This is a genomic window from Kallipyga gabonensis, assembly GCF_001286805.1.
GTDB lineage: Bacteria > Bacillota > Clostridia > Tissierellales > Peptoniphilaceae > Kallipyga > Kallipyga gabonensis.
The window spans coordinates 414,439-426,600 of record NZ_CXYV01000002.1; the positions used below are offsets into that span (position 1 = coordinate 414,439).

The 12,162-nt window shown below is 44.4% G+C and carries 10 protein-coding genes and 1 pseudogene; 6 read left to right on the forward strand and 5 right to left on the reverse strand.

The features are described from left to right. The first annotated feature begins 168 nt into the window (after positions 1-168). The 6 genes and pseudogenes from BN2373_RS03340 to BN2373_RS03365 all read left to right on the forward strand — a co-directional run bounded on the left by BN2373_RS03340 (position 169) and on the right by BN2373_RS03365 (position 7,093). Complete coding sequence (locus tag BN2373_RS03340; RefSeq protein ID WP_082337990.1) at positions 169-762, forward strand: TetR/AcrR family transcriptional regulator; 594 nt, start codon at positions 169-171, stop codon at positions 760-762. Between the two features lie 73 nt (positions 763-835). Then, entirely contained in the window at positions 836-2,554 is a 1,719-nt protein-coding gene (locus BN2373_RS03345; RefSeq protein ID WP_053942754.1) for an ABC transporter ATP-binding protein, read from the forward strand. After that, the gene (locus tag BN2373_RS03350) at positions 2,547-4,283 is read left to right on the forward strand and encodes an ABC transporter ATP-binding protein (protein ID WP_053942755.1); all 1,737 of its coding nucleotides are present in this window, start codon (positions 2,547-2,549) and stop codon (positions 4,281-4,283) included. Before BN2373_RS03345 ends, BN2373_RS03350 begins: the two co-directional genes overlap by 8 nt. 87 nt (positions 4,284-4,370) lie before the next feature. Continuing rightward, positions 4,371-4,957, forward strand: a pseudogene (locus BN2373_RS03355) (MptD family putative ECF transporter S component). Position 4,958: 1 nt separating this feature from the next. Further along, positions 4,959-5,657 carry an energy-coupling factor transporter transmembrane component T family protein gene (locus tag BN2373_RS03360; protein ID WP_053942756.1) on the forward strand — a complete coding sequence of 233 codons (699 nt, stop codon included), beginning with the start codon at positions 4,959-4,961 and terminating at the stop codon, positions 5,655-5,657. Then, positions 5,645-7,093 carry an ABC transporter ATP-binding protein gene (locus BN2373_RS03365; protein WP_053942757.1) on the forward strand — a complete coding sequence of 483 codons (1,449 nt, stop codon included), beginning with the start codon at positions 5,645-5,647 and terminating at the stop codon, positions 7,091-7,093. The genes BN2373_RS03360 and BN2373_RS03365 overlap by 13 nt, the downstream gene beginning before the upstream one ends. Positions 7,094-7,099: 6 nt before the next feature. Here BN2373_RS03365 and BN2373_RS03370 read toward each other — a convergent pair whose 3' ends face one another. From BN2373_RS03370 to BN2373_RS03390, 5 genes are all read right to left on the reverse strand, one after another. Beyond that, positions 7,100-8,680 (reverse strand): recombinase family protein, encoded by a 1,581-nt coding sequence (locus BN2373_RS03370; RefSeq protein WP_053942758.1) that lies wholly within the window; start codon positions 8,678-8,680, stop codon positions 7,100-7,102. Next, a complete protein-coding gene (locus tag BN2373_RS03375) occupies positions 8,665-10,431 on the reverse strand; it encodes a recombinase family protein (RefSeq protein ID WP_053942759.1) in 1,767 nt (588 codons plus the stop codon). Before BN2373_RS03375 ends, BN2373_RS03370 begins: the two co-directional genes overlap by 16 nt. Before the next feature lie 28 nt (positions 10,432-10,459). Then, the gene (locus tag BN2373_RS03380; protein WP_053942760.1) at positions 10,460-10,642 is read right to left on the reverse strand and encodes an SHOCT domain-containing protein; all 183 of its coding nucleotides are present in this window, start codon (positions 10,640-10,642) and stop codon (positions 10,460-10,462) included. Continuing rightward, positions 10,632-11,039 (reverse strand): hypothetical protein, encoded by a 408-nt coding sequence (locus BN2373_RS03385; protein ID WP_053942761.1) that lies wholly within the window; start codon positions 11,037-11,039, stop codon positions 10,632-10,634. Before BN2373_RS03385 ends, BN2373_RS03380 begins: the two co-directional genes overlap by 11 nt. Positions 11,040-11,239: 200 nt before the next feature. Next, positions 11,240-12,160, reverse strand: coding sequence for a GH25 family lysozyme (locus BN2373_RS03390; protein WP_053942762.1), 921 nt, complete (start codon positions 12,158-12,160; stop codon positions 11,240-11,242). Positions 12,161-12,162 lie beyond the last annotated feature (2 nt).

Consider the following 12,162-nt stretch of genomic DNA (forward strand, 5'->3'; position numbering starts at 1 on the left):
AAATTAAACTAAGAAGCATTACGCGTTACAAGAATCTTGTTCTATCTGGCAGGGTTCTTTTTTATGCAACATTAGGCGAATTGCCATTACCGCATAAAATTCTTGACAAATAAGTTAGTCTATGATAACTTGCTCCTTACCGAGAATAATCTCGGTAAGGAGAGGGAAATGATGGTCAGAGAACGATTAGATCCGGAAATGCGTAAGGAAGACATTCAAAAGGCTGCTATGGCACTCTTTTCTTCTAAGGGCTTTAATAATACGACGATGGATGATGTTCGTGAAAAATCCGGTTTATCAGCCGGTGGATTATACTACTACTACAAAAATACGGCAGAAATCCTCTACGACATTATGGACAGAGGAAGCAGGATGCGTGAAGCGACGGTAACAAACACGGTTCAACATATGGGGAACAGGCTCACACCACATGTCTTGGCTGAAGTTGTCGTCGATAAAATGTTGGCGAATAATCCTTTTACGCCTATCTATGTCATGTTTCTTGGTGAGATTAAGAAAAATGAACAGCTTAACGCATTATATGAAAAACTCAAGAGGGATTCGATTACTTACTTTAAGCATTTTATGAATGGGTACGACTGCGGATTGCTTACTGATGATGACTATGAATTTGTAACGAATCTCATCAATGCAAGCTTGTTATCCTGTGAAATTTTAGATACGCGTGAAAATTTTCTAAAGAACAGACAGCACTTGGTATCCATGCTTGAAGGTTATTTTACTCGTTCGACTTCTCAGTAAGCGGAAGTTTCCGGACTCTAAAATCTTCCATCAATTTCAGCATTTCATTCATTTACTAAGGAGGTTTTTTGATATGAACTTATTGAAAAAGTACATCGCCAAAAATAAGACCGGCTACTTTTTCTCGATTCTTTTTGCCGTTTTGGGTGTACTGGCAGGACTTTTTACCTATGTGCTCTTGAGCAAAATGATCATTGCCCTCATTGCAGGGAATACAGATTTTGCTTTTTATACTAAAGGAGTCCTCAGTATTCTCGCGCTGCTGTGCGCAAAAGAAGTTTTTATGGGTATTTCCACCACGATTTCTCATACGGCGACCTATGGTGCTTTGTGTGAAATCAGGCGAGATATCATGGACAAACTTTTCAAAATGCCGTTAGGAAACATTTTGAATTTAAGCACAGGAAAGCTAAAAGATGTCATCGTGAATCAAGTTGACAGCATGGAGACAACCCTGGCTCACCTGATTCCTGAAATGACCGCTAATATTGTTGGCCCGGTTTTACTTCTTGTTTACATGTTTGTACTCGATTGGCGCGTTTCGCTCTTGGCACTGGTTCCTCTTGTGATCGGCATGTTTTTTATGGCCGGCCCGATGAAGCGCATGCCTAAAATGTTTCCCAAAGCAGTCAAAATTGGTCAAGACATGAACAACTCGATTGTGGAATATATCAACGGCATCGAGGTCATTAAGTCTTTTAATCAAGGCGATACATCCTATAAAAAATACAGCGATAATGTTTATGCCAAAGCAGATTATTACTGCAAGTGGATGGGCTTGAACAACAACGATTATGCGGTGAGCATGTCGCTTGCACCGATGGGTATTTTAACCATCATTCCGTTTGGCCTTTTCTTCTGTATGCAAGGTAGCCTAAGCGGCGCTCATCTTTTGATGTTGATTATTTTATCGTTTGGCACAATCTCAAATATCATGCAGGTGATGTCTTATGAGGACGATATGGGTCGCATCAAAACCATTGCCGGTGAGATTGAAAAAGTTCTCAACTCAAAAGAGTTATCCCACGCAACCGGTACACAAAACATTTCACGCTATGACATCACTTTCGATCACGTGAATTTCTCTTACGATGACAACAAACAGGTTATCAAGGATGTCAATCTGCACATCAATGAAGGTAGTGTCAATGCACTCGTCGGGTATTCTGGCTCAGGGAAATCGACCGTTGCAAAGCTCCTCGCCGGATTTTGGGATACCGATAGTGGCACCATAACAATTGGTGGCATAGCTCTCAAGGATATGCCTTTAGAACAGCTTTCGGATGCTATTTCTTATGTATCTCAAGACAATTATTTGTTTGATATTTCCATCAAAGATAATATTCGCATCGGCAAAAAAAATGCAACGGATGAGGAAATTATAGAAATCGCTAAAAAATCGGGCTGCCACGATTTCATTATGAAGCTCTCACAAGGCTATGAAACGGTTGCCGGAGAAGGTGGCGGGCATCTCTCCGGCGGTGAGCGCCAACGCATCTCTATTGCACGCGCCATGCTCAAAGATGCACCGATTGTCATTTTGGATGAAGCCACTTCCTATATCGATCCAGAAAATGAAGCTATTTTGCAAGATGCCATCGCCACATTGGTAAAAGGCAAAACGCTCATTATTATCGCCCATCGATTGAAAACCATTGCAGATGTGGATCAAATATTTGTAGTCCATGATGGATATGTTGAAAATCACGGAACACACGATGAACTATTAAAAGATTCTCCGGTTTACCAAGAATTGTGGAGTGCGGCCATGCGAGGTGAAGAAAATGATTAATACATTTAAGAAGTTATGGAAATTTGCAGAGCGTGAGCAAGGAATGATTCGCTCCTCGGTGATCTGGAGTTTTTTGGGCGCGATTTTTAACGTTTTTCAATTTATGGCCATCTATTTGGTCATTGCGGCGATTATAAAGCAGGAAATTACGTGGCAGACGATTGGTATGTGCAGCGCATTCTTATTGCTTTCCTTACTGGGCATCATTATTTCTAAGAAAAATTCCATGCTTAAGCAAACGCATGCCGGCTATTTTACAGCCGCAAATAAACGTATCGCTATGGGAGAAAAAATCAAAAAAGTGCCAATGGGCTTTTTCAATGATTTTAGCTTAGGAAATTTAACGGCCATTGCGACGACAAAGTTGGACAGTCTCGAAACTTGGGTGCCCACACTTTTTATTATGGTATTCGGCGGTCTGCTTGTAACCGTGGTATTTATCCTGTCCCTTTTTATGCTGCATTGGAAAATTGCACTCATTGCTATCGCTGGGTCTTTGATTTTCTTGGCAGCGGCCGCTTTAATGCAGCAAAGATCTAAAAAGAGTTCGGATCGAGTTTCTGTTGTACAAAACGATCTCACGAAAGAAGTGCTGGCAACCTTGCAAGGTATGCAGATCATCAAGTCCTATAACTTGGGCGGACAAAATAACAACAAGCTGGATCAAAGTTTTGAAGAAACAAAAAAATCGACGTTGAGCCTTGAAAAGGCCGTTACGCCTTACACGGTACTGCTGAAAATCATCATTGCGATCACGATTTCGGTTATGATTGCCACAGCACTTTCATGCTACTTTTCGGGAGAGCTTGCTTTGGACTATACTATCATGACGCTGGTTGCCAGTTTTGTGATTTTTAACAGTTTATTGGCTTCTGGTAGTGCTATGGCCATGCTTAGAACCATTGACAACGCGATGGATTCTTATGATTACGTCAATCAAATGCAAGATATGCCGGAAGGTCATATCAATGATGCACTTCAGCAACACGATATTGAATTTAAAAATGTTTCCTTTGCCTATGGCGAAAAGCCAATCTTAAATAATGTGTCTTGCTATATCCCCGAAAGATCAATGACGGCTATCGTAGGGCCGTCTGGTTCAGGGAAAACAACTTTTTGCAATTTGATCTCTCGCTTTTGGGATGTCAATTCAGGAGAGATTCGCCTTGGAGGAAAGAACATAAAAGATTACTCCCTCGAAAATCTCATGAATCATATTTCGATGGTCTTCCAAGATGTCTATCTTTTTGCCGATACGATTGAAAACAACATTAAATTCGGATGCCCAAATGCCACCCGCGATGATGTGATTGCGGCGGCAAAAAAGGCTCAGTGCCATGACTTTATTTCCGCCTTGCCCGATGGCTATCAGAGCATGATCGGAGAAGGTGGAACAAGTCTTTCCGGCGGAGAAAAACAGCGCATTTCCATTGCCAGGGCAATGCTGAAAGATGCACCGATTATCATCTTTGATGAAGCTACTGCAAATGTTGATCCGGAAAACGAAGACAAGCTGAAAGCAGCCATTGAAGCCCTTACTCAAAACAAAACCGTCATCATGATCGCGCACCGCTTGAAGACGATCCGTAATGCAAACCGGATTTTGGTACTGAACAAAGCAGGGATTGAGCAGTGCGGTACACATGATGAATTGATGCTGCAAGGAGGTCTTTATCGAGATCTTATCGAATCGAGAAGCAAGGCGGAAAGCTGGAGATTCGCAAATTAAAGTTTGGAGCTAACAACAACATCTTCGACAAAAAAATGATTGTGCCTGATGTTGTCGAAAATTAAATATTCAGAAAGGAATTTTATGATGAAACTAAAAAATGTTGTACAGATCGCCGTATTGGCAGTAATTGGTTGTGTTGTCGCCTTTGGAATCAGTATGCTGACGGGACTTTTAGGCATGGCTGCTCTCTACATTTCAGCCGGGTTTGCCGCTTTTGTGATCGGACCGACCTTTGTGATTGCGGCTCGAAAAGTACAAAAGCGTGGCACAGCGCTTCTCTTTTGGGCTGTGCTTGGGTGTTGGTATATGCAATTTTAGGTTATGGGATCATGATTCCGATTACTCTGATTGCAGGGATTGTCTGCGAGCTGATTATCGGAAAGTACGATAATAGCAAACGCATCGCCATTGCTTTTAGTGTTGCCATGTTTATCGATTCGATGCACAGCATTCTTTTAACAAAAATTTTAGGCGTCGAAGGTTTAGTAAAATACATGTCATCTACCTTTTCTCCAGAACAAGCAGCACAAATGGTTGCCGCCTATACAAATGAAGTGATTTTGATAGCTGCTGCCGTTAATGTTGTGCTGTGCTTGTTAGCCGGATTTTTCGGAGCATTCATCAACAATAAGTTCTTTGAGAAAAGCACTCAGCAGAGCAAGCTCAAATAAGATGAGCCGATCATTTTCCCGCAGAAAAGACCAAGAGGGATATCTTCATCCGCTTACGCTATTTGCCTTAACGATCCTGTTTACCTTCTTGGTCTTTACTCGCAATCCATGGTTATATGGAATCACCTGTGCGGCAAGCTTTTTAATCTTGCTGTCTCGTTCCACTCGAACTTGCATAAAAAATCTCGTTTTTTATGCAGGTATATTTGGTGTGGCAGTGCTTCTGGCTCATATCTCGTCAGGTTTTACAACAGGAGCTTTTTTAGGACTTGCTATTTTAATTCTTCAGTTGTTTCCGATCATGAATATTGGTCGTGCACTGGTCATGACAAGTTCGACTAAAATTTTTACGGCTATGCACCAGTTGCATTTACCCATAAGTCTATCGGTCGGTCTTGTTACCGCGCTGCGCTTTCTTGACGAAATACTGCTTAGACTTAAGGAAATTAAAGCCGGAATGAAAATCCGCGGTTTTCATGCTTCACTTTTGCATCCCGTCCGTACTTTTGAGCTGTACTTTGTTCCCTTGGTCTATAAATGTTTGCATGTCAGCGAAACTCTCGTCTCTTCAATTATTGCCAAAGGTATCGAGTATGAAGGAGAAAAAACCAGTTATTATGATATGCGCTTTAAATTCGCAGATGGCATCAGCCTGTTTGCCGGCGTGGCGCTTTTGGGAGTTGCACTATGGACATCATGAAAGTCAATATTGAGCGCTTCACCTATCAAGGAGCAGAAAAGTCATCTTTGCATGCTATTCATTTTGCGATCGCACCGGGAAAACTGGTCGTACTCACCGGTAATTCCGGCTGCGGAAAAACAACGCTTACCAGAGTGATGAACGGACTCATACCGGATCAGTATGAAGGCACACTGGATGGCAAAGTCACATTATTGGATCAAAATCTGCATGATTTTAAGACGGGTACCTTGGCTAAGGTCATCGGCAACGTATTTCAAAATCCATCCGATCAATTCTTTACCCGCAAGGCAGAAGATGAGGTCGCCCTTGTCGGAGAGAACCTCGGCATGCCGCAGGCGGAACTGAGAAAACGGGTGAAGAAAGCTTTTGAGTACATGAGCATTGCTCACTTAATGGATAAAAATTTGAATGAACTTTCCGGCGGAGAAAAACAGCGGGTAGCTATTGCCTCTACCTTAGTTTATGACACAAAGATTATTTTCTTTGATGAGCCTTCAGCTTCCCTTGATCAAGAAGGTATCCGAGATTTGCAAGGCATCCTGAAATTACTCAAAGCGTCGGGTAGAACCATCATCATCGCCGAACACCGACTATATTTTTTGGAGGATCTCTACGATAAGCTCTATGTCATGAAAGACGGAACTTTTATCAAAGAATTTGATGCGGGCGAACTAAAATCATCCGATTGTAAAGACTTGGGACTTCGAGCGATAGATTTTTCCGCACTTGTTCCGCACAACACGACAAAGACAGGTGAGCGTGTTTTTTCTGCGAAGGATGTTCATGTCTCTGTAGGCAAAAAAGAACTCATCTCGAATTTATCCTTCGACTTACATTCCGATGAAATCATGGGGATTGTCGGCACAAATGGTATCGGAAAAAGCAGTTTAGGTCGTGTTCTCTGCGGACTTGCCGGCAAGAAGCAAGATATTTCATGGGGAAAAACTCAGCGAGAACGACTGAAAAATGCCTACTACATGATGCAGGATGTAGACTACCAGCTGTTTTTTGATACCGTAGAAAACGACGCGCTCGCAAACGGCAAAAAAATAAGCGATGCTTATTTGGCGGAGGTTTCTTGGATCATTAAGCATATTGATCTTTGGAATAAACGTAGCGAGCATCCGCAAAACTTATCCGGCGGGCAAAAGCAAAGGCTGGCTCTCGCCAATGCTTTTTTGAGTGAAAAGCAAATTCTTATTTTGGATGAGCCGACCAGCGGTTTGGATTACATGCACATGGATAAAATCGCCGAGCTTATCTTTGAACTTGCCAAAGGTCGCCCGACACTTATTATTACGCATGACATCGAACTATTACTGAAAGTCTGCCGGACGGTCCTTCTGATCAAACAAGATGGATATGAGAAACTTGATTTACAGACGGCAGAATATCATAAGCTCATTTCTTATTTTGAGCAGATGATGAAATAACGGCGGCTAAGAGCAAATCTCGCTGCCATTTCTGAAGGTTATGCGGATATCTTCTTTGCTGAATACCGTGATATGATCTACAAGAGCACAGAAGCTCTGTTCGTCGAATGTTTGCAGAAGCCTGTCTTGTTTTTGTAGCTGCTTCAGGCAGAACTTGATATCGGCTTTGGTCGCCTGCATCTTTTTGAGCTTTCCTTCGACCTTCGCTAAGGCCACCTTTTTTTCATTGTAGAAGCCTTCCAGATCTTCGTACTTTGCTTGGTACTCGCTCTGGTCTTGCGGGATGGCAGCATTTTGGCGGATAAGGTCTTCGATCATCTTGGCACAGACATCCATCTCACTTTCCAGCTTTGCTTTTTCGCCTTCCAAGGTATGAGTATCATACACGCCTCCGAAAATCTCTTGAAAGCTATTAAGAATCTCATCTTTATTCTCTATGAGCTTGTTGGTCGCAGAAAGGACGGCAGCTTTTAGCTCTTCATCGCTGAGATGCATTCCGTTTTTGCAGGGAGAGTTTTTCTTGCAGTGCTTGTTGCATTGCCAAATGACCTGCTTGTATTTGTCTGTGGAATGCCAGACTTTTGAACCAAGCCTTGTACCGCATTCTCCGCAGTAGATTTTGCCGGAGAATAGTCTCACACCGCTGTGCCTTCCTTTTTCACTTTTGCGCCTTTCCATCTCGCGTTGTACGAGTTCCCAGACCTCCGGTTCAATGATGGCTTCATGGTTTCCCGTCACATAGTACTGCGGGATTTCGCCTTCATTTATCTTGTGCTCTTTGGTGAGAAAGTTTGTGGTGAACGACTTTTGCAAGAGTGCGTCGCCTTTATATTTTTCATTGGTAAGGATGGATTTTATGTTGCTTGGGTTCCAGCGAGGTTTTCCCGCGGGAGATGGGATGCCATCTTCACTCAGTGCTTTTGCGATGAGATGGCAGGTTTTTCCTTGAAGATACATCGCATAGATACGTTTGACGATTTTTGCTTGTTCGAGGTTGACGACGAGGTTTCCATCCTTTCCGCGGTCATAGCCTAAGAAGCGTTTGAAAGGGACGGTGACTTTGCCATCGGCAAAGCGCTTTCTTTGACCCCACGTGCAGTTTTCGGATATCGAGCGGGATTCTTCCTGAGCAAGGCTTGACATGATGGTAATCAAAAGCTCGCCTTTGGAGTCAAAGGTCCATATATTCTCTTTTTCAAAGAAGCACTCGGTGCCGTGCTCTTTAAGCTTTCGGATGGTGGTTAAGCTGTCCACGGTATTTCTGGCAAAACGCGAGACCGATTTGGTGACGATAAGATCTATTTTTCCGTCAAGGGCATCTTTGACCATGCGTTTGAAGCCCTCTCGCTTTTTGGTATTGGTACCGGTGATCCCTTCGTCGGTGTAGACACCCGCAAATTGCCAGTCATTTCTGGCTTTAATGTAATTTGTGTAGTAGTCTACCTGTGCCTCGTAGCTGGTAAACTGCTCATCGGAGTCCGTTGAGACGCGGGCATAGGCTGCCACGCGGCGTTTGCGTGAAGTGGTGAGCGGTGTTTTGGAGAAGGGTTTGATGCTGGCGGGTATCGTGGTTACTTGTTTGGCCATAGCTTCTCCTTTCGTATCGGTTTGTGCCGCTCTGACGCGTAGCATTCTTTGATGGATGCTTTAAATTTCGCATGCTGTTCCTCTGTCCACTTGTGTCCTTCGTGCGTAGGTTGGATCAGCTTGCGAGCAATTTCCTTTCCATCATAAAAATGAAAGATAAGGTCTTCTCGGCTAAGGACGCTGATATGGTCGATCTTCGAAAGAAAAAAAGCGTCATCGAATGCATCAAGACCTAAGACCTCTGCGGTAAGTGAGCGCAAAAGGTCGTCTCTGAATCCTCTGGTGTCACAGCCGTTATGTTCGGCACATCGCCAGTATCTGCGTTTTCCGCTGGGAGATGTTGAACAGTTTTGTGTTTGCGCGCGGAAATTGCATCCGCAATGTTCGCATCGGATTTTAGTGGAAAAGCAGGTAACGTCTGAGCGTTTCATGGCGTGAGTGCGCCGGTAGTCTGAGGCGCGTTTGCGCGCCGCATCATCCCACGATTCTTTTCGGGCATTATTTTTCCAAGTTTCTCTGATCGTATGGCCATCTTTGAAATGAAAGATGAGAACACCTTGCTTAGGTACTGTAATTTTATCGATTTGCTCATTAAAAACAGCATCATCAAAGTCTTCAAGGCCGAGCACTTTGGCACAGCAAGTTTTAAGGATTCGATCCGGGATGGCTTTTGCCGAGCATGTACTGTACTTTTTCTTGCTGGAGCCGCATACCCAGCTGAAGACTTTATCCCCAAGATTGGAGTGCTTGGCACGGTTGTTTCGGACGTTTCGCATATAGCTTTTCCCGCACAGCTCACATTTGATTTTTCCGGTAAAGCAGTAGATGTTCAGGCTCTTGTTTGCCCGAGGTCCCAGAGCACGTCTTCTTGCCATCTCTTCTTGCACATAGTCGAAAGTTTCCCTGTCGATAATCGCTTCATGGGTGTTTGCGATGAAATACTGAGGAAGCTCACCGCGGTTTTTCTTGCGCTTTTTGGTAATGGGATCTTCGACAAACTCTTTTTGACAGAGCAAATTTCCCGTATAAGTGACATTGGTCAGAACAACCTTAATATTGGAGTCCGTCCAGCGGTTGCCCTTTCTGGTTGTAATGCCTTCCTCTGCAAATTCACGCTCGGTTTCAAGGCGGGATTTTCCATCAAGGAAGTTTTGAAAGATGCGCCGCACGATCCTTGCTTCTTCGGGAACAACAATCAGGGTGTCATCCTTCCAGCGGTAGCCATAGACGTTATTTCGCATATTCGGGTTTCCTTCAGACATGCGTTTTCGGATGGCCCATTTGACGTTGTTAGAGATGCTGATGGTTTCTTCCTGTGCGAAAGAGGCAAGGAGCGTGAGCATCAGCTCACCGTCATCCGAAAGTGAGTTGATTTTTTCCTTTTCAAATCGGACCTCGATGTTGAGGTCTTTTAACTGTCTTACGACTTTTAGGAGGTCGACCGTGTTACGCGCGAATCGGGAGATGGATTTCGTTAAGATGAGGTCTATTTTTCCGGCCTTACAGTCTTTCATCATGCGCATAAACTCGGGACGTTTTTCCACTGATGTGCCGCTGATGCCTTCATCGGCATAGACACCGGCATAATCCCACTCGGGGTTCTTCTGTATTAAATCAGAATAAAAACTGATCTGTGCCGCCAATGAGTGGTGCGGCCTTTGTGTTTCCATAGAGACACGGGCATAGGCGGCGACTTTTTTGCGGTTTGGCAGCGGTGATTTCTTTGCTTCGATTTTTATGATTTTAGCCATAGAATCGTCTCCTTTCCGTGTCTATACATCACTCTAAAGAGCTGAAATAGCAAGTAAATAACGCACCTAAGCCGGGATGGTATCGCTTTAGGAGTGCGTGGTCGAGACGAATGAATTCCTCTTTATCGATGATGTTTTGCTTGAGCAAAGAAAAGAGGATGGAGCGGGATACTTCATAGGCAAGCTCGGATGCGAAGGCTTCAGTCTTCATGAGAGCCTCCGAATCGGTCTTGGATATAGCAAGCATGACTGCAATACTTTCTGTGCACATTGCCATAGGAAGTGAAAGTTTTTCCGCAGCATGGGCAGGTGAATATATAGATTGCCTTTTTATTCAGCTCTTCCGGATGCTCTTTCCACCAGCTCATCCGGCAGTGCTCTGAGCAGAATTTTTGCTCTTTTCCTTTTTCCTTGACGGGCAGTGGCTTTCCGCAATACTTGCAGTAACGTAGTGTTGTTAAAGCTTTTGAGAAACCTGTTCTCAGACCTTCTTTTTGGCAAAAGGAAGCCACGGTGCTTTTCGATAGATTTAAGGTGGCAGCAATTACGGCATAACTTGCACCGTTTCGTCTCATGTTGTAAAGGCTTTGTTTTTCATCATTTGTCATATCATCCCTCCAGACAGAGGGCAGGTCTTGCTGTCCCTCTAACACTCCCTGAAGAGACGAGGACGTTATGGACGAATCTTTTTTTTGCCTTCTACTGTTCCACTGGAGGTTTTTGAAGAAGTTGGCGGACAAAATAAAAAAGTCCGCAAGGGAGTGAAGATCTCTCCTCACTGCCTTGCGGGCATATCAATGTATTCAGCTTACAGCAGTTCGTTTACTCTCTTTTGCACGGCGTTGTAGTCATATCCTGCCTTCGTCAGGCGGTTTACACGGTCCTTACCGTTTCCCCAGTCGCCGCGGATGACCTCTCGGGCAAGCGCATCGATGGACTTTTTCGGCTTTATGCCTAAAAGCTCGTTTACCCGTGCCTGCACCGCGTCGTAGTCGTATCCTGTTTTGGTAAGACGATTTACTCTGTCATCTCCGTTTCCCCAAGCACCGGAGATGACTTCATGGGCCAGCGTATCGACAGACTTTCTTGCGGGGGCGGAGCTTGTGCCTTTGCCATAGCCGTTAAAGCCGCCTTTCCTGATGATGGAGGGATAGTCCACATAGGCAAGATCCATATCGCATCTTCCTGCAATGCCCGGCACCGAGCCGCTCGAGGAATACTGCCAAAGACCGTACTGTCCCTGATAGGTGCAGCGACTGTTCCACTGCGCCACCCAGAAGGCGTAGCGGTTTCTCACATCAGCGGAAACGTTGTTCACTGCTGCTGAGAGCGATGTGTAGAATCCGGCAAAATAGCCGCCAGCTTCCATCTCATTGCAAAAGGCTCGAATGAGCGAGTCGCAAAAAGCCCGTCCGCGGGCAAGCTGTGACTTTTCTTCCAAATCAAAGTAGATGGGATAGTCAAACTGCTTGCCGGAGAGCACCTGTTTGCAGACACGTGCTTCTTCGCGTGCCTCTCCGGCGCTTCCCGCATAGGAGTACCAATAGGCTCCCACGTGAAGACCTGCCGCTTTGGCGCGGGCGTAGTTCGTCTCAAACCACTTGTCCTTTTGAGATAGTGCCGATCCGTAGCCTGCACGAATAATGACAAAGTTAATCCCGCTTTGTTTTACACGGTTAAAATCAATCGATCCCTGCCAGGTTGATACATCAATTCCTTTTATAGTCATAG

Coding starts and splice junctions, on each gene's coding strand:
- BN2373_RS03370 (WP_053942758.1), bottom strand. CDS start 8,680: ATGGCCAAACAAGTAACCACGATACCCGCCAGCATCAAACCCTTCTCC.
- BN2373_RS03375 (WP_053942759.1), bottom strand. CDS start 10,431: ATGGCTAAAATCATAAAAATCGAAGCAAAGAAATCACCGCTGCCAAAC.
- BN2373_RS03390 (WP_053942762.1), bottom strand. CDS start 12,160: ATGACTATAAAAGGAATTGATGTATCAACCTGGCAGGGATCGATTGAT.
- BN2373_RS03385 (WP_053942761.1), bottom strand. CDS start 11,039: ATGACAAATGATGAAAAACAAAGCCTTTACAACATGAGACGAAACGGT.
- BN2373_RS03360 (WP_053942756.1), top strand. CDS start 4,959: ATGAGCCGATCATTTTCCCGCAGAAAAGACCAAGAGGGATATCTTCAT.
- BN2373_RS03350 (WP_053942755.1), top strand. CDS start 2,547: ATGATTAATACATTTAAGAAGTTATGGAAATTTGCAGAGCGTGAGCAA.
- BN2373_RS03340 (WP_082337990.1), top strand. CDS start 169: ATGATGGTCAGAGAACGATTAGATCCGGAAATGCGTAAGGAAGACATT.
- BN2373_RS03345 (WP_053942754.1), top strand. CDS start 836: ATGAACTTATTGAAAAAGTACATCGCCAAAAATAAGACCGGCTACTTT.
- BN2373_RS03380 (WP_053942760.1), bottom strand. CDS start 10,642: ATGAAGACTGAAGCCTTCGCATCCGAGCTTGCCTATGAAGTATCCCGC.
- BN2373_RS03365 (WP_053942757.1), top strand. CDS start 5,645: ATGGACATCATGAAAGTCAATATTGAGCGCTTCACCTATCAAGGAGCA.